Here is an 18,088-nt window from a genome sequence, read left to right as displayed (position 1 = left end):
ATTTCAATTAAAATATTTTTAAAATTACTTTATAAGTCTAAATTATTTTAGCTTATAAAAATAAATTAAATAATAAAAAATAAAATTAGAAACATTAATAAAAGTAGGTTGTACTCTTATACATACCTGTTTTATATTGATTAATTATTTATGGCATATTTTCAAAATATTATCGCCCGCGTCAAAACGCAACAGGATGCCCTATAAGCAGAATAATCATTTAAGCACGCGTTTTATGTGCTAAAAAAGCAATACAAGGTAGAAGAATGACATTTCAAATTGCAGACACTCTCTATTACAACGGCCTTATTTATACCGCTGATCGTAATAACAATATTGTTGATGCTATCGCGATCAGCCAAGGTGTAATTATTGCTTCAGGTAAAAAAGAGGGGTTACTTTCTTTCTGTAATGAAAACACTGAACAGATTGATTTACAGGGAAGAATGGTCATGCCAGGCATTATTGATGCGCATATGCACCCATTTTGGGGAGGTGCAACGTTGGCAGGTTGCCATCTTGATTATCAATCACTCTCTATCGATGACATTTTATCGCGGATTCAAAAATACCTTGATGAAAACTTTATTGATAATGATACCGAATGGTTAAAAGTCTCTGCATGGTATCGTGAAGGCATGCAACCAGAAGGTGTGCAAATGACACGTTATCACCTTGATACCTTAAATACGGCTCGTCCTATTCTGCTCTTTTCTAGCGATTGCCATAGTGTGCTTGCCAATTCTCGGGCTTTAGAACTATTAAATATCACAGCAGAAACCCCCGATCCACCAGATGGAAATATTGAACGTGATGGTGACAGAACACCTATTGGTATTCTTGAAGATGCACCTGCAATGCAAGCCATTGATAGTTTGCCACCACTCACTGAAGCACAAAACCTACAAATCGCCCGTCATGTTCAAAAACTATTAAATAAACAAGGTGTAACCACTATTATGGATGCGCGTGTGGGTGAGCCTCAATTACGCGCTTTTAATACATTAAGAAAAACCAGTGAACTGACCCTTCGTGTTGAAAATGCCGTTGAAATTACACCAGATGATGTGCCATCTATTGATGATATTCCAAACGCTGTACGCCATGCTGCAACTCGTTTTTCACAATGGCATCAAATCAACGAAAATGCTCAACCCAGCGTTGCTATCCGTCACATTAAACTTTTCCTTGATGGTGTATTACAAGCACCGATTATGACAGCACGCTTACATGCACCTTATCGTATTAATGTTGGCACCGATGACACTCCGCATTGGCAAACATCTGACCATGTTGGTGACCTCTATTTTTCACCTGAAATCTTAACGCCATTAATAACAGAAATTGCTCGTGCGGGTTATCATCCTCATATTCATACCGTTGCTGAGGGTGCAATCAGTACAGCATTGGATGCTATTAGTGAAATGCGTAAAGTCTTACCTGAGAAAGACATTAGACCAGGGCTTGCGCATAATGAATTAATGTGTGAAAAAGATTACGCTCGTTTTACACAATTAAAAACCTACCCTTTTCTCTCTTTTCAATGGGCGGCTGTCGATCAGAACAATATCGAGAAAGATATTGAAATGCTGGGTAAATCTCGCTGTGACTATTTGGAGACAGCTGGGAAATTTATTGATGCGGGTGTCACTGTTGCTTTTGGTAGCGACTGGCCAATTGATCCACTTAATGAATGGTACGATTTTAAAGTTGCGATGACTCGCCAAAAAGATGCAACAAGCCCACGTCTTGATAACGACCGTAATCTGACATTAGTGGAAGTCTTACGTGCGGCCACCATTAATGCGGCAGAAGCTTTGGATATGGATACTCAAATTGGATCATTAGAAGTCGGAAAATTTGCCGATTTTATTGTATTAGATAGAAATCTGTTTGAAATATCGGCAGAAGATGTTGAAAATGTCAGGGTATTGTGTACGATCATTGCGGGGAAACCCACAATTTAGCTGAATAATATAAGTAATAAACCCGCATTAAGCGGGTTTATTTTTATCTATGCACTTAATTCTATGAGAATTAACGTAAATTGGATCTGCTATAAAGCAATAGCCATTACTGTGCTCACTTCTTTTAATCCTTCACGTTCGTAAAAACGTTTTGCTGCACCATTTTCAGCTAATACCGATAACTCAAGATGCGTCATTTTTTCTGATTTTGCCCACTCTTTCATTGCAGTTAGTAACAAACGACCGACACCTTGGTTACGTATCGTAGGATCAGTAACAATATCGTAAATATAGGCATATTTACGTTGAACTAAGCAGTTAAACAGAGGCGTTTCTTGAATTTGTGCAATGCTAAATCCAATCACCTTGCCATCTAAATCTGCGACCAAAAGATGAAACTTATTATTTTTTATTCCATTAATAATAAAAGCTTCGTCTTGTTTACCTGGTTTTAATCGATCGGGTTGTAAATTCGCCATTTCATTAAATAAATGGGTGTAAAGATCATTAATTTCTTCTACATCAGACAAAATTGCTTTTCTTATTATTATCATTTTTTACCTTTATTTGTTGTAGGTTTTTACAGGGGGTGCAATATATGTTTCAAATTTATCTAATAATTGAATAGGACATTGTTCTACAATTGCCATATTGCGGTATTTTTCATGTAAGAATTGTTCGTCCGCCATTTTATCAATCATCATTAATAATGGTGAATAAAACTGATTGATATTAAGTATGCCCAATGGTTTTTGATGCAAACCAATTTGGCTCCATGTAAAGACTTCACTAAACTCCTCTAATGTACCAAAACCACCAGGTAAAGCGACAAAACCTTCTGCCAGTTCTATCATTTTACTTTTGCGCTGATGCATGGTCTCAACAATATGCAGTTCAGTCAGATTTTTATGAGATATTTCACGCCCTTCTAATAGCGTAGGAATAACGCCAATCACCTTTCCGCCTTCAGCTAATACTGTATCGGCGAGTGTGCCCATAATTCCTACACTTGCACCACCATAAATTAAGGTGATATTACGTTTAACCAGCTCTTTGGCAAAAATAATGGCCTGTTCTTTATAAATAGATGAAGCACCTAAACTAGAGCCACAATACACTGCGATAGATTTTATTTTATTCATTTTTATTCTCATTTAGCTAGTTAAAACGAACTTTGAATTATACTTAAGCTTACTTTGATAAAAAAGGTTAAAAAAAGTGTTTTTGCACTTTTTATCGTACATATATTGTTAATTATTATTAAATCTAATATTTAAATCATCCTGATTTTTATTTTACTAATTATTAATAAACTTATATTTTAGCTAAGTTTATTCAACTAAATTTAACTAAAAACATTTATTAATAAATAACTATATTAAAGCACGTAATTTTATCCTATATTATGCGATCCTTTGTTATCTCGCTAACAGAGCACACATACGATTGATTATTGACGAGGTTTTATAGGATGTTGTCAGCCAGACACTCAGCTAAATTACAGGTGTTTTACCCTGTGCTTCTTTTGCTTCTTTCTATGCTTTCGATACAAAGCGGCGCATCCCTTGCTAAAAGCCTATTTCCAGTTATTGGTGCCCCTGCGGTAACGGCGTTACGTCTATTATTGGGGACTTTGATCCTATTTTTTATCTTTAAGCCATGGCGACTCAAATTTAATCGCGAGTCTATTATGCCACTGTTTTTATATGGCTTATCTTTAGGGGCAATGAATTACCTTTTCTACCTTGCACTTGAAACTATCCCGCTAGGTATTGCTGTAGCCCTTGAATTTACAGGCCCTTTAGCCGTTGCAATGTTTTCATCACGCAGAGCTATCGACTTTTTATGGATAATTTTAGTCATTGCTGGCTTAGGATTATTGCTACCTATTGGTGATAACATCCATGGTCTTGATCCACTTGGTATTCTTTATGCATTAGGTGCGGGTGTAGGTTGGGCTTTATATATCGTATTCGGACAACGTGCAGGAAAAGGCTATGGTGCGGCAACCGTATCAATTGGTTCATTAGTAGCAGCTTTTATTTTTGTGCCTATCGGTATGTTACAAAGTAGCCCTGATATTATGTTTAGCTGGTCTATTTTACCTATTGCCTTAGCTATTGCGATTTTATCAACCGCGTTCCCTTATACCTTGGAAATGATCGCACTTACGCGCCTGCCAGCTAAAACATTTGGTACTTTAATGAGCTTAGAGCCGTGTATGGGTGCCTTTATTGGTATTATTTTCCTACATGAACATTTGACGTTAATACAATGGGTTGCCTTAGCTTTTATTGTTTTAGCTTCTATTGGTTCAACAACGACAATGAAAAGCAAAACTAAAATTGAAGAAGTAAAATAGATATTTAACTCATTTTACTCAGCAAGAAGTAAATATTAATTTAAAAAGGATCTTATGATCCTTTTTACTTATTAAATAATAACTTTACTGACCTATCATTGCTATTTTGCGCTCATTGTCTTACCCTAAATAGACTATTTCGATAGATTAGATTTTTTTAATAGATGACCTATCAATTTAATAGTATCAATCGATAAGACTAACCATTAATAATTCACTATCATGATTAACAGAAATTAAGATATTGAGTTATTAATTATTTAGGGAGAACGATTATGAGTACTGCTAAATTAGTCAAATCCACACCTTCAACCCTGCTTTATACCCGTAATAATCTCGATGACAGCGTAAAACTGCACGCTATCGAGTTACTGCAACAGATGGTGACGCAGTTTATCGACCTATCTCTCATCACAAAACAAGCGCACTGGAATATGCGTGGTAGAAACTTTATTTCTGTTCATGAAATGGTTGACGGCTTCCGTGACACCATAAATGAGCACACTGATGAATTTGCAGAGCGTATTGTTCAATTAGGTGGCACTGTATTAGGCACTGCACAAGTTGTCAGCAAGAAAACTCCATTGAAAGCTTATCCTCTGGATATTCATGATGTACAAGACCACTTAAAAGCACTGGCTGATCGTTACGCTATCGTTGCAAATGATATTCGTAAAGCCATTGATGAAGTTGAAGACGAAGATACCGCCGATATGTTTACTGCAGCATCACGTGATCTTGATAAATTCTTATGGTTCATTGAAGCCAATATTGAGAATTAATCTACGTATAAAAAATACGTTATTAATTACATTGTTAATAATGAAAAAGGCTGTCATTTTAGGCAGCCTTTGTCTATTTTACTCTTGGATTAAAATTTATAGACGATACCAGCGTTAACGCTAAAACCATTTCCAGGGAAAAGTAAGGCATCGTTTTTATTCACAGTTGGATTAGCTAACGTACTTGCTGCATAGCGCTTATTTGTAATATTGTCCAAATTTAGGTAAGTCGACCACTGATTATCATATTGATAATGTGCATTAAACCCTAATAATGCGTATGGCTTACTTTTTTGAATATTAAGGTGATTACCATGATCAACTGCAACATTGGTTGGTGACCAATACACTGTGGGACCAAATCTCAATCCTTTTACTTGGTAATAAACTTCACCTGAAATAAGATTTCTAGGAACACCTGCAATATATTTTCGGTTATATTCCCCACCCATAAAACGAAAATCATTATAAGTCCATGTTGCTCGATAAAGAATATCGCCCATTGGAAGTGGTTGAATTGCATTTAAACCTAGTTCTACACCTTGGTGGCGTGTTTTTGCTGGATAATTATATATATCAACAATATTCCCATCTACATCATGTGAAGTGATATATTCGTCTTTAATCAAGCTACGATAGAATACTGCACTCAAACTTATGTTGTCAGTTAATTCCATATCACTACCTACCTCAAAACTGGTTGCTTTTTGAGGTGATAGCTTTAAAAGGTTCACTTTATTTAATGGCGCTTTAGGATTAATAATATCATTAAAAGAAGCAGGTTCATGGCTCATACTGACATTAGCAAATAAACGTGTTTGATAATTAGGATACCAAATAAGCCCAACTTTCGGTGTTAAAAAATTAAATGACTGCTCAAGCTGATTTTGGATAGAAAACAGATCTCTTCTTGCATGAGTACCTTTTAAATCAAGGTTAACTAATACGCTATTTGTAATATGTATTCCCGCACCTAAAGAAGCATAAATATTTTCAGCTCGACCATCGAATCGCCCTAACCAACCTTGAGGATTTTTTTCGATATCATCTTTCATTACCGAATGATCCCATGCCAATGCAGTACGATAGCTAATAATCTCTGTCTCTAATTTATAATTAAATTGAGCTCCTTTAGTGTAATAATTTACAAATTGATAATGGCTAGGTGTTTTAAAATTATCGTGTGTTTGTGAATACCACCAGCCAAATTGAATATCGTGAACACCACTATTCCATGTCGATTTATTAGCTATACGTAATTGCTCGATATTTCTATGAGGATCTTTTTTCTTGATTGCAGGTAATATCGCTTTAGGATCATCCTCAAGCATTTGTGAAGTTGCTGGGCCAGGAACATCAAAACGTAAATCTGTCCAATTGATCCATGTTCTGTTTTCAAAATTATCTAATGTATAACCCAATGTTGAACGCATAGCTTTACGCTGAGAAGCTGAATGCTCACGGTAACCATCATAATGGTCATAGCTTAGGCTTATTCTGGCATCAATCGGATAATTTTCACTTTCACCGCCCAACGCCATTTGCATACCTTGACGCCCAAAAGAGCCTTGCTCATAACGTAATTGATTATGGCTCTCTTTTCCTGTGTAAGTAATAAAATCAAGCTCACCACCTAAATTATTACTTTGTAATTGAGTGCTGTTAGCTCCCCGGCGAATACTAACAAATTGAACGTCACGCACGTCAATCATACTTGAATGAAAACTGCCATCCGCTTCATTAAGTGGTAAACCATCTTGCAGTAATAATACCCCTCTGGAAAGAGGCGCACTTTGAACACCCGATCCTCTAATGCTTAAACGAGGTTGATCTAATCCACCAAATAAACTTTGTATAACAATGCCAGGTTGGTTTTTTAATGCATCATTAAGTGTTAATAAGCGATTTCCCTTATCTACCGCAATTAAATTCGTTCCTCCAGCAATATTACTTATTTTTTCAGTTTCAATATTATAAGTATGATTAGAGATATTCTCTGCTTTTGATCCACTCACAATAATACGTTCAGGTTTATCTTCATTCGATTGAGCATAATTAAATATTGTTGTTATCGAAAGCAAAGAGGATGAAATAAACCATAAGATTTTTTTTAAAATAGGCATATTTATAGTTCTACTTATCGTTAAATAAAAATGCCCAACGTTGAATTGGGCATTTAATCTGTTAATGATTGGTTTCATCATGTTCAATAATACGGAAATTCTCACAGATAAATAAATAAGCAAGAACCCCCATCGCAACAAGACCAATAGTGATGGTTAATTCTGGTAATGATGGCCAATAGGATACGCCTGTTGATGTAACCATGCCTGTCACCACAACGTTATAACGATTTAAAATAACGCCAGAAGCCACTAAAGCACCAAATGTAGCAACCCAACCACGACGTTTTATTAATGGAGAAAAACAGATAATTAGTGGGACAATAACGCCAAAACCGACTTCAATCCAAAAGAATAAAGATTCAAAACTACCTTCAAAAAGGTAACTCACTTTACCTTCAGCAATAATACTGCCAAATTTTAGAGCCAAATAAACAAGCATTGCATAACCTGAAATTCGAATTAATCCACTTAATACAGACATGGGTACTTTATGATTAAATGCTCTACCTGCTAATGCAGTTTCAACAGCTATCATTGCAGGACCAACAAAGAATGACGATATTAAAAATTGAAAGAAGATAATTGGCGACCACCACAATGGATGTAATTTATCTACCATTAATAAATAAAGCGCACCGAGTGATGATTGGTGCATTGATGGAATAGCAATACCGATTACTAATAATACAGGTAATATTTTTCGGAAAAACTTATGATATTTACGCCCAATCCGTTCAGTGGCAACTTCGCCAAATTCAATTAATTGCACACTGGTATAAACGGAAACGCAAATAAAAACTTCAAAAAGTACTGAACTATGTCCTTGAGAAACTAGTGGCCGCCAAAAATTCCACCATTGCCCAATATCAAGGAAAAGGCCTACCATCACCAATAAATAGCCAATTAATGAGGTTAATGCAGCACTACGCGCAATACTTGAAAATTGTTCTTGTTTAAAAACATAAACAATTAATGCAGTACCATACCCCCCACCAGCTAGCGCTACACCACACATCACGTCAAACGAGATCCAAAGGCCCCAAGGCCACTCATCGTTAAGATTGGTTACTAATCCCAATCCAGTGACTAAACGAAATAAAATAAGTCCAACTGCAATCAAGCTAATGACAACAAGTACCCAGCGTACAGGTGTCATAGGAAAACGCCACTTACCAAAGCTGGTCGTATTATCGATAACACTCATTCTGATCTCCTTGTTTCATCATCCTTACTATTTTTCTTCGATTCTTGATGCAATTGCTCATCGTGACTGACCCTATCTTTTCGGTGATTAAACATTGCAATACCACCAAGGATCACCGCCCAAGTTGCCCCCGCAATTGGCGTATATTTCATAAAATCAGAAGTATAAGAAGAGAGTGGTTTTTCAGTTAAGCCTGTTTTAAATCCAAGTTCATTAAAAGGCACATCAGAGATGTAGAGCCATTCCGTTCCTCCGACTTCTTTTTCACCATAAATATGTTGAACATAGTTAGAGTTATTCGTAATGGTTTCTTTCGCTTTTTCTAATAAGGTTTGCCTATCACCAAAAACTAAAGCCTGTGTTGGGCATACTGCAACACAAGCCGGAGATTGCCCTTCTTCTACACGCGAAGAACACATCATGCATTTAGTGACATAAGGAAGTGATTTTTCCCATTCATATTTAGGAATATCAAATGGACATGCCACCATACAATAACGGCATCCTACACAGAGATCGGGATAATAAACCACGGGCCCCGCGGGTGTTTTTTGGAATGCTTTTGCAAAACACGCTGAAGCACAAGCAGGATCAATACAGTGAAAACATTGCTCTTTAACGTAACGCCAAACCGCTTTATCTTCTTTTTCAACAGTAACCGTTTTTATAACCGTCCAGTTTTCATCTGCTAATTTTGCATTTTCGCCACTGGTAGGTTGCCTTTCTTCTATCCATTTATTTTCGTTGTACATTTTACATGCAACTGTACAACTACCACAGCCGATACACTTAGTAAGATCGACTAATACACCTTTAGACATAATGTGTTTCCTCAATCTTTAAGCTTTCTTTTTGTTAAAATGAATACTGCGATCTTGATAATGCGTATGAAGCAATTGATGAGCACGTTCACCACAAGGCTCGCCTAAAAATTGTTTATAAATGCTTTGAATTTCACTATTTTCATAACTTAAGCGAATGGTGGCGCGTTCATCTTTGCTATACAGCGCTTTCATGCGTAATGCTCGAATTTCATCAGAAGGTGGTAATGCAGAACGAGGTTGACCGCCACCAGCAATACATCCTCCTGGGCATCCCATAAACTCGACGAAATGCCACGCTTTTTCCCCTTTTTGAATGGCTTCTAAAACGGGACGAGCATTTCCCATACCAGAACAGACTGCGACACGAATTTCACCGACACTTGGTATATTTAAAGTAGCTTCTTTAATACCTTCTAATCCGCGTACAGGTTGTAAATTAAATAAAGGTTCTGGTGGTCTTTCGCCTGTAATAAAGTAATAACTGGTTCTCACTGCGGCTTCCATAACACCGCCAGTGACACCAAAAATAGCGCCAGCACCGCTATATTCAGACATCAAACGGTCATAATTTGCGGGCTGAAGTGAGGTTAAATCGATATTGTGACTTTTGATTAATCTTGCGAGCTCTCTTGTTGTTAGAACGATATCAACATCACGAAGATCGGGCTTTTCCCATAACACACTTGCACCATTCATTTCGGGACGAGCCGCTTCTGATTTTTTAGCAGTACACGGCATAATGGCAACAGAAACAATTTTACTAGGATCGATATCTTGCTCTTTGGCGTAATATGTTTTTATCATCGAACCAAGCATTGTCATTGGTGACTTTGCAGAAGAGAGATTAGGAATTAATTCTGGATAAAACATTTCACAAAATTTCACCCAACCTGGAGAACAAGAAGTGAATTGAGGCAATACACCATTATTTTGAATTCTTTGCAGTAATTCTGTGGCTTCTTCCATAATGGTTAAATCAGCAGAAAAGTTAGTATCAAAAACTTTATCAAAACCTAACTTTCTAAGTGCCGCTACTTGAAGTAACTCAATGTCCTCACCAGGCTGCATTCCAAACTCTTCACCTAATGCAACTCTTGTAGCTGGCGCGGTTTGTACAACAACATGCAAAGTCGGATCTAACAACGCTCTAATAACTTTATCTGTGTCGTCAACTTCTGTTATTGCCCCCGTTGGGCACCAAAGAGTACATTGACCACAATCGATACAAGGAACACTATCAATTAATGGTAAATCATAGTTTCCCATTACGGTTTGTACTTTTTCACACACTTCAACGCATTGGCCGCATAAAATACATTTTTTGTCATCACGGCAAATGGCGACATTGTTAGGATCAATAGGAATACGGCCCCTTACTTGGACGGGGAAAGTACCTTTAGCATTATATTGCTCAGGAACCCAACCTGTACCACCAGAAATATTGCCATCACATCCCGCTGTGACAGCGGTTACCCCAGCGGCAAGACTTACCTTTCCAGCAAATGAAAAGAAAGAACGTCGAGATAATAATTTCTCGTCACTTTCTTCTTTTGTAGGAAGAAGAAATTTCATTTTTTACAATGCTCCTGCTTTAATATATGAATAAAATTACCTATTAAAGGCAACAATATATAAAGAGTTGAATTTTATTTTTGTTAAAAATATTTGTATTATTTAATTAATAAAAACCAATACTTAAAATAAGTATTGAGTTAATATAAAATGAATTATTTATGTAAAAAACACCCTATCAGCAATCATCGTTTCATTTAAGAAAATCAGGAGAGATTTTTTTAATTCAATAAGTGATAGGGTGTTTATGAGAGATATTGTACTGAAAGGGGATTTAAAAAAAACAGCTTTCAACCTTATTAATTAAATATAATTAATTTTATTGATACATATCAAAATAAAAATAAAAGCACAAAAAAAACCCTATAAAAACAGATGAAAAAACCAATGAATAAAAATAAAAAAACAATTAAAAATCAATAAATTAAATGCATTGTTATTTTTTATAAATTTATTGAGCGTTTATCTAAACTAAATAAAAAAGGTTCATTTCATAAAATGAAATAAAAAAATATATAATTAAAAAAATATCACATTAATAATATCTAAATAAAGTATACACTTTTTCTAAATAAATAAAAATAAGCATTTTATTATATGAATATTTATTTTGTTATAATTATATTAATTTATGTGAATTAATTATTATATTTTAAACATAGTGTATTTTTATTTTTTAAATATTAATAAGATTCATAAAAAATACAAGTTAATAATATTAGATACATTAACACCTAAAAAAACAAGGAAATTATTAAGTAATTTTAACTATAAAGTGAGATGTGTTTTTTAATAAAAAAATACAACCTCACTTTTATTAAAAATAAAAAGTTATAGTAAATAGCCTCTATTTATTGATAACGCGTTAATAACCAGATAAAAACAAGTTATGGAAGCATAAATCACTAATAAAAATGAGAGTTCTATAAAGTAATAAAAAATTATTTCTCTTTAGGCATCTCAGGTTGATAAATAGGGAAAACAGGTAATGCTGTTAATAAACGCGAACCATAATTTTTTGTTAGCAAGCGTCTGTCATAAATGATAATTTCACCGTGGCAATGATGGCTACGGATAAGACGCCCAACTTGCTGAATTAAATTAAACGATGCACTTGGCAAGCTCTGCACTTCAAAAGGATAGCGTTTCAGCGATTTAAGCCATTCCCCCTCTGTCACAATCACCGGATCAGTCACGGGTGGAAAAGCAATTTTATGAATATGCACCTGCGTTAAATAATCGCCTTTTAAGTCGAGTCCTTCGGCAAATGATTGCAAACCTATCAATACACTATTATCACCTGCATCAATGCGCTTACAATGTGTTTCTACCAATCTATAACGAGGCTGATCCCCTTGTACCAATAAGCATAAACGTAAGTCTTTCACTTCTTCTAAAAAGCCTTCCATTGCCCGTTGGCTACTAAATAGAACCAATTGTCCTCGATGGTTATTCTCTTCCATGCTTTGACGAAAATAACGCGCCATCTCTTTTAAATGTTCGCGCTCATGGCTCATGGTCGGTTCATAGCGCATTTTAGGAATAACTAATCTACCTTGATCTTTATGTTCAAAAGGTGAAGATAACGTAATAAAGCGATCATCAAAATGCTCACTTAATCCTGTTAGCTCTTGAATGCGAGAATAGCTATTTAATGAGCGTAACGTTGCAGATGTGATAACCACATGTGGGATATTTTTCCATAACAATTGTGTCAGCTGTTCGCTGACTCGAATACCTGCGCAATGAAAATAAAGATGAGACTGCTTTTTATCGTAACGGCGAGTGAGCCATTTCGATACAGGCGCTTTTGAGGTTTGCTCTAATGTGGCTAAGCGCCACAATTTTGCCATATTCTCTAAATAACCGACCATTCTACTGGTCGTTAAAATGGCACTATGTAAACGCACAACATCTTCTTTTGCTGTACGCTCTGTTAAATCATTTAACATGGCTTCACCCAGCATTTTTAAACCATCCGTTAGCTTAAATAATGTCTGGCAACTTAACAGAAGTTGTTCAGGTAATTCGCCTAATGGAAAGAGATATTCATCTTGTTCACTACGTTCTGGTAATAACGCACGCGTAAATGTATCAACCTCTTGATAAGCCTCACGTAACTTAGCAATATGAGCATCAAAACGAATAGGGTCAGCCAATTTAGGTGGTCTTACAGGAATAAATTGCGCTAAATATTGACTAACATGACGAGTAATATTATCCAGCTGATTATTAAGGGTAGCTAAGGTTATTTCCCCTTCAACTTCAAGCGCATCTCGCGCAACATCAGGAATATGATGACCTTCATCCAATACTAATAGCAGATTTTTTGCATCAGGTAATACTGATTCACTTTCCATTGCTGCCATCACTAAAGCGTGATTGGTAATAACCACATCTACTTCATCAATTTCACGGCGTGCAATAAAAAAAGGGCAGCGATGATAATATTGGCAATTACGTCCTAAACAGTTCATTTTATCGGTGCTAATTTTGCGCCATAAGCTGTCTGTTAATGCCCGTTTATGGTGATCACGCAAACCATCCCAACCGAAACTGGTAAAATCATTTTTTAGCTCTTGGCAAATTTCTCTTTCTGCACTAGTCGCCAGATCCACTTTATCCTCAAGCAAAAACATTAAGTCGATTTGTTCACCTTCTGTTGCACAAATCGCGTCTAAATTACGTGGACATAAATAGCGCCCACGGCCAAAAGCCCCCGTGAACGTGAGATCTGGGATGATTTTTTTAAGTAATGGGAGATCTTTGCTAAAAATCTGATCTTGCAGTGCCACATTGGCCGTACTGATAATCAGCGGTTTTTTTTCATCGCGGCTAATAGCAATACCTGGAATAAGATAAGAAAGTGTTTTACCTACCCCAGTTGGAGCTTCAATCACTAGATGTCGTCCCATTTCATCAGAAAAAGTCTTAGCCACTTCAGCTATCATTTCACGCTGTGGCGCACGCGGAATAAACCCTTCAATATGCTCTGGTAGGGCTTTATACCACTGACTTATTTGATTTTTGACTGATTGAGAAAGAGACATAACTACTCTGTGACTGATTTTAAGAAGGGCGCTATTGTCTCATAACACTGTATAAAAATCAGTAGTTACCTTCATTTGCTCTCTTCTTTCATCAAAGAATGGATAACGCCTCGAAATTATTGAGCTTTGTTATAGATTATTAATCCAACTCTTCATAGTATGAGTATTGATTACGTAACTTCTAAAAATAGCCTTATAAAAAATAGTATTTTTTGTTTGATTAAATACAACAACACCAGTTAAGAGACACCATAATGACCTCTACAAAGCGCCCTATTTTTAACTTAGAACTTGATTTACTCCGAACCTTTGTTGCTGTTGTCGATGGGAATACCTTTGCCGCAGCCGCTGAATCGGTTTGCCGCACTCAATCTGCAGTAAGCCAGCAAATGCAACGCCTTGAATCGTTGATAGGCAAAGATCTGTTTGCTCGCCAAGGTCGAAATAAAACACTGACAGAAGCGGGTACACAACTACTTAATTATGCTCGCCGTATTTTGCGCCTAAATGACGAAGCTTGTCTTTCATTGATGCATGAAGAAATTGATGGGATCTTAAAAATTGGCTCCCCCGATGATACGGCAAACACAATTTTACCGGAACTACTTGCGCGTTTTTCAGGGGCGTATCCCCGTCTTATTATGGAAATCATTGTTAAACGTAGTCCGTTTTTAATGTCGATGTTAGAAAATAACGAGCTTGATTTAGCCATTTCTACCGAAGAACATGTGGGTTATCCCAAAATTGTACTGCGTGTTTCCCCTTCCTTATGGTATTGCGGAAAACACTTCCGATTTGATCTTGATGAACCTTTGCCATTAGTCGTATTAGATGAACCCAGTACATACCGCGATATGATGATAAATCACCTTGATCAACAAGGTATTCGTTGGCGAATCGCTTATATTGCTACAACGCTTTCAGGTGCAAGAGCCGCCGTACGTGCGGGATTAGGTATTATGGCGCGTTCAATTGAGCTTTCAGGTGACGACTTGCGTATTTTAGGCGAAAAAGAAGGCTTACCTCCTTTACCAGCAATTAGTTATAACCTGTATCTCAATGCCAATAGCCCAGGAAAAGCAGCACAAATACTGTTTGATTCATTAAAAAATGAACAAAATGAAGTGATTAATCATGCTGATATTACACTTCAACAAGAATAGAGATTTTAAAGCCCTTAAACAGTGTTAATAACCAAAGCAATAAAATATTAAAACCATAAACCAGGACACCGATTATGACTCAATTCCATGGTATTTTTCCTTACCTTGTTTCCCCTGTTAATCAAACTAAAGGCACCATTCTTGAATCTTCATTACGTCGTTTGATCGAACATTTGATCTCGTGTGGCGTTCATGGTTTAAGCCCGTTAGGTAGCACTGGTGAATACGCTTATCTCTCTCAAGCCCAACGTAATGAAATTGTGCGTATCACGGTTGATCAAACTGCGGGGCGAGTGCCTGTTATTGCAGGTGTTGCTGGATTTTCAACCGCAGATGCTTGTCATCAAGCTGAACAATACGCCCAATTAGGTGTAGATGGCATGGTGCTGATTTCACAAAAAATGTACCCGTTAAGTGAAACCGCACAAGCAGGTTATTTCCAAACTATCGCTGAAGCATTTCCTGAAAAATCCATGACTATTTATACCAATCCTGGACTTTTGGGTGATGTTCTTCCTATCTCTTTATTCAATGAACTTAGCTATATCTCGAATATTGAATATATTAAAGATGCATCAAGCAATACAGGTCGCTTACTCACCATGATCAATACATTTGGTGAACGCGTTAAAATCTTCAGTGCTTCTGCACATATTCCATTGTTAGTATTAAAACTTGGTGGTGTAGGTTGGATGGCAGGCCCTGCTTGCGTATTACCAAAACAGTGTGTCGAACTTTATGAATTAGCCACCAAAGGTGATTTTGATACAGCATTAGCAAAACAAAAAGAGATGTGGCAAATCAACGAAGCCTTTACTAAATATTCGTTAGCATCATGTATTAAAGCCTCTTTAAATATTCAAGGTTTTGATGTGGGCTCACCTATTTTACCGCAAGAGCCTCTAAATGAAGCTGCAATGAACGATCTACGCCAAATTATTGCTCACCTTGATTAATAAGCTATTCTTATTTAGAAATAACAAAGACTAGATTTTTCTCTATTCTGGTCTTTGTTATCTGTTTAATTAAAGTTTCTCATCCTTAAATGCAGACCAACACTGTACGACATTGAATAAGAATGAAATAATAGCCACCATTGTTGCAAAATCGTGTTTACTCTATCACCATAACGAGGAGAGAATGTATGCCCATTTCCGTCAGTGAAATAATGGAAATCTTACCTCATCGTTATCCATTCTTATTAATTGATGGCGTTATTTCTGAACCAGCTGAACTTGCTAGTGGTAAATTAATCGCAATTAAAAATATCACCACCAATGACACAGTTGTTTTTGGTGAATTTTACCCTCCCTTACTGCTCCTTGAAAGCATGGCTCAAGCCGCTGGAGTTCTTGCACATTACTATCTTTCTCCCATGGAAGAAGGTCAGCAATGTTATTTTGCCAGTATAAAAAATGCACGTTTTTATGATGCAGTAAAAGCAGGCGATCAACTACTTATTGAAATCGAATTTCGTCGTCAGCGCCGTACTATTGTTAGTTTTTCTGGTGTTGTTCGTATTGGTGAGAAGATTGTTTGTACATCTGAATTTATGTGCGCAAGGCAATAAAAAAGGATTGGTAGCTCAAACCAATCCTTCATATCATCATCTTATTGACATTATGTTTAACTTAATGGGCCGCTTCTTCAATACGCAATAATTGTGTTATCTCAGAAAGAGTGTGCTTTTCAAAATTCAATACTTTTTCAACGAGTTGAGCCGATTGTTTATCCTCTATTACTAGTGAGGCATTATCGTAAAATTTGCTGATAACATCTTTGTCAGTCATTGGATTTTGTGGGTTACCATATTGAATATCTAACCTCTCTGTGATCATCTCACCATTCTTTAATGCCACGAAAATTAATCCTGGAAAATACGTAGGGAATGGAATCTCGCCTTTTTCGGGATAGCGATAACTCACTTTTTTCGCTAACCTTTGAATATCTTCACGTTGTAAATTTTCTAAAGATAACGATGATAATGTTAACGCATTGTCTAAAAATCCGACTGCAAATAGCCACGGCAAACTAAATTTTGCCCCATAAGCTGTTTTAGGCGCCCATTTTGTTTCAAGTGGCTCGCAAATTAAAGCGGCTGCGACAGGATCAACCACGCACTCCACGCTTTCAATATCATCAGCCGTGATCCCTTTTTTCAGCAAATTACGGCCACAATCAATAGTGGCATGAGCAAAATGACACACAGGATAAGGCTTAATAGAAACATTTAAAAATTCCCATTTTTCACCTAATCCTAAGGCTACTTGTTCGGGTTGTGCTTGCTCTCGAATACCATGGGTTTGATAAAGGCTATAGCGACCTTCAAATATCGTTTCAGGGCCCGTCATTCCACCTTTTGCCAATGATGCAGCAATAATACCTGATTGCGCAGCCCATCCCGCATGAAAGCATTTAGAAGAGGAACTGTTAGCAAGGTATTCCGCCACACCTCCTGCTTGGCTTCCTGTTAATCCTAATGCATTCACAGTTTGTTCAGGTGTTAATTTTAATAGTGAGGCTGCACAAGCTGTTGCCCCAAAAATACCAGCAATCGCGGTGGCATGAAAACCACGCTGATGAAATCCACTATGGCTAGCCAGTCCTACTCTTGCTGCAACTTCCCAACCAATCACCCACGCCGTTAAAATATCTTGTGATGATGCGCCGATAGACTCACCTAATGCAAAAGCAATCGGCGTTAATACCGCGCTGCCATGTGCAATAGAATCGGTATGCGTATCATCAAAATCTAATGCATGTGATGCAATACCATTTGTCAATGCAGCAACTGTTGTACTTGTTGTGAGTGAACTGCCCCAAATTGGAATAGTGCCTTGGCTATCAGGTAAAAAAGTAATGCCCTGACGACTTTGGATCGCACTTTGTTGCGCACTACCCGCAAGTGCAACGCCTAATGTATCTAATAAATGAATTTTAGCGCGCTCTACAACTTGAGCAGGTAAATCAGAAAATGTGGTTGTGGTAATAAATTGGGCTAATTGCTGACTCAATGTCATAAACACCTCGAAATAGAT

The 18,088-nt window shown here is 36.8% G+C and carries 14 protein-coding genes; 6 read left to right on the top strand and 8 right to left on the bottom strand.

The features are described 5' to 3' along the window. Positions 1-266: 266 nt before the first annotated feature. The gene (locus GWI68_RS17390; protein WP_166541084.1) at positions 267-1,967 is read left to right on the top strand and encodes an amidohydrolase; all 1,701 of its coding nucleotides are present in this window, start codon (positions 267-269) and stop codon (positions 1,965-1,967) included. An 89-nt stretch (positions 1,968-2,056) separates the two neighbouring features. Here GWI68_RS17390 and GWI68_RS17385 read toward each other — a convergent pair whose 3' ends face one another. After that, complete coding sequence (locus GWI68_RS17385) at positions 2,057-2,521, bottom strand: GNAT family N-acetyltransferase (protein ID WP_166541083.1); 465 nt, start codon at positions 2,519-2,521, stop codon at positions 2,057-2,059. Between the two features lie 9 nt (positions 2,522-2,530). After that, positions 2,531-3,109, bottom strand: coding sequence for a TIGR00730 family Rossman fold protein (locus tag GWI68_RS17380; RefSeq protein ID WP_109409709.1), 579 nt, complete (start codon positions 3,107-3,109; stop codon positions 2,531-2,533). Positions 3,110-3,438: 329 nt separating this feature from the next. Here GWI68_RS17380 and rhtA point away from each other — a divergent pair, with 329 nt between their 5' ends. Both rhtA and dps read left to right on the top strand, forming a co-directional pair. Next, the gene (gene rhtA / locus GWI68_RS17375; RefSeq protein ID WP_109409708.1) at positions 3,439-4,329 is read left to right on the top strand and encodes a threonine/homoserine exporter RhtA; all 891 of its coding nucleotides are present in this window, start codon (positions 3,439-3,441) and stop codon (positions 4,327-4,329) included. 275 nt (positions 4,330-4,604) lie between these two features. Beyond that, positions 4,605-5,111 carry a DNA starvation/stationary phase protection protein Dps gene (gene dps, locus GWI68_RS17370; protein WP_072070537.1) on the top strand — a complete coding sequence of 169 codons (507 nt, stop codon included), beginning with the start codon at positions 4,605-4,607 and terminating at the stop codon, positions 5,109-5,111. Positions 5,112-5,200: 89 nt separating this feature from the next. Here dps and GWI68_RS17365 read toward each other — a convergent pair whose 3' ends face one another. The 5 genes from GWI68_RS17365 to dinG all read right to left on the bottom strand — a co-directional run bounded on the left by GWI68_RS17365 (position 5,201) and on the right by dinG (position 13,887). Continuing rightward, positions 5,201-7,234, bottom strand: a complete 2,034-nt coding sequence (locus GWI68_RS17365) for a TonB-dependent receptor (RefSeq protein WP_166541082.1) — start codon at positions 7,232-7,234, stop codon at positions 5,201-5,203. A 61-nt stretch (positions 7,235-7,295) separates the two neighbouring features. After that, positions 7,296-8,441, bottom strand: a complete 1,146-nt coding sequence (gene nrfD, locus GWI68_RS17360) for an NrfD/PsrC family molybdoenzyme membrane anchor subunit (protein ID WP_109409707.1) — start codon at positions 8,439-8,441, stop codon at positions 7,296-7,298. Then, positions 8,438-9,262 carry a 4Fe-4S dicluster domain-containing protein gene (locus GWI68_RS17355; RefSeq protein ID WP_109409706.1) on the bottom strand — a complete coding sequence of 275 codons (825 nt, stop codon included), beginning with the start codon at positions 9,260-9,262 and terminating at the stop codon, positions 8,438-8,440. The genes nrfD and GWI68_RS17355 overlap by 4 nt, the downstream gene beginning before the upstream one ends. An 18-nt stretch (positions 9,263-9,280) precedes the next feature. Then, a complete protein-coding gene (locus GWI68_RS17350; protein ID WP_166541081.1) occupies positions 9,281-10,837 on the bottom strand; it encodes a [FeFe] hydrogenase, group A in 1,557 nt (518 codons plus the stop codon). Positions 10,838-11,778: 941 nt separating this feature from the next. Further along, positions 11,779-13,887 carry an ATP-dependent DNA helicase DinG gene (gene dinG, locus GWI68_RS17345; RefSeq protein ID WP_166541080.1) on the bottom strand — a complete coding sequence of 703 codons (2,109 nt, stop codon included), beginning with the start codon at positions 13,885-13,887 and terminating at the stop codon, positions 11,779-11,781. A 254-nt stretch (positions 13,888-14,141) separates the two neighbouring features. Between dinG and GWI68_RS17340 the strand changes: the two genes are divergently transcribed. From GWI68_RS17340 to fabZ, 3 genes are all read left to right on the top strand, one after another. Next, positions 14,142-15,050, top strand: coding sequence for a LysR family transcriptional regulator (locus tag GWI68_RS17340; RefSeq protein WP_166541079.1), 909 nt, complete (start codon positions 14,142-14,144; stop codon positions 15,048-15,050). Positions 15,051-15,124: 74 nt separating this feature from the next. Next, on the top strand, positions 15,125-16,006 hold the full coding sequence (locus tag GWI68_RS17335) for a dihydrodipicolinate synthase family protein (RefSeq protein ID WP_166541078.1): 882 nt from the start codon (positions 15,125-15,127) through the stop codon (positions 16,004-16,006). A gap of 188 nt (positions 16,007-16,194) precedes the next feature. Further along, a complete protein-coding gene (gene fabZ, locus GWI68_RS17330; RefSeq protein WP_166541077.1) occupies positions 16,195-16,620 on the top strand; it encodes a 3-hydroxyacyl-ACP dehydratase FabZ in 426 nt (141 codons plus the stop codon). Between the two features lie 61 nt (positions 16,621-16,681). Here the strand turns inward: fabZ and GWI68_RS17325 are convergent, their stop codons facing one another. After that, entirely contained in the window at positions 16,682-18,070 is a 1,389-nt protein-coding gene (locus tag GWI68_RS17325; protein WP_166541076.1) for an MmgE/PrpD family protein, read from the bottom strand. Positions 18,071-18,088: the final 18 nt, after the last annotated feature.

Origin of the sequence: Proteus sp. G2669 (assembly GCF_009915245.1) — a bacterium.
Lineage (GTDB): Bacteria > Pseudomonadota > Gammaproteobacteria > Enterobacterales > Enterobacteriaceae > Proteus.
The sequence above is the reverse complement of the archived record's forward strand: the minus strand, read 5'-3'. Positions and strand labels throughout refer to the sequence as shown.

Bases quoted from the DNA above. Each gene is read 5' to 3' on its own strand.
- rhtA (WP_109409708.1), top strand. From the start codon at position 3,439: ATGTTGTCAGCCAGACACTCAGCTAAATTACAGGTGTTTTACCCTGTG.
- GWI68_RS17340 (WP_166541079.1), top strand. From the start codon at position 14,142: ATGACCTCTACAAAGCGCCCTATTTTTAACTTAGAACTTGATTTACTC.
- dinG (WP_166541080.1), bottom strand. From the start codon at position 13,887: ATGTCTCTTTCTCAATCAGTCAAAAATCAAATAAGTCAGTGGTATAAA.
- GWI68_RS17355 (WP_109409706.1), bottom strand. From the start codon at position 9,262: ATGTCTAAAGGTGTATTAGTCGATCTTACTAAGTGTATCGGCTGTGGT.
- GWI68_RS17365 (WP_166541082.1), bottom strand. From the start codon at position 7,234: ATGCCTATTTTAAAAAAAATCTTATGGTTTATTTCATCCTCTTTGCTT.
- GWI68_RS17350 (WP_166541081.1), bottom strand. From the start codon at position 10,837: ATGAAATTTCTTCTTCCTACAAAAGAAGAAAGTGACGAGAAATTATTA.
- GWI68_RS17335 (WP_166541078.1), top strand. From the start codon at position 15,125: ATGACTCAATTCCATGGTATTTTTCCTTACCTTGTTTCCCCTGTTAAT.
- nrfD (WP_109409707.1), bottom strand. From the start codon at position 8,441: ATGAGTGTTATCGATAATACGACCAGCTTTGGTAAGTGGCGTTTTCCT.
- dps (WP_072070537.1), top strand. From the start codon at position 4,605: ATGAGTACTGCTAAATTAGTCAAATCCACACCTTCAACCCTGCTTTAT.
- GWI68_RS17380 (WP_109409709.1), bottom strand. From the start codon at position 3,109: ATGAATAAAATAAAATCTATCGCAGTGTATTGTGGCTCTAGTTTAGGT.
- fabZ (WP_166541077.1), top strand. From the start codon at position 16,195: ATGCCCATTTCCGTCAGTGAAATAATGGAAATCTTACCTCATCGTTAT.
- GWI68_RS17385 (WP_166541083.1), bottom strand. From the start codon at position 2,521: ATGATAATAATAAGAAAAGCAATTTTGTCTGATGTAGAAGAAATTAAT.
- GWI68_RS17390 (WP_166541084.1), top strand. From the start codon at position 267: ATGACATTTCAAATTGCAGACACTCTCTATTACAACGGCCTTATTTAT.
- GWI68_RS17325 (WP_166541076.1), bottom strand. From the start codon at position 18,070: ATGACATTGAGTCAGCAATTAGCCCAATTTATTACCACAACCACATTT.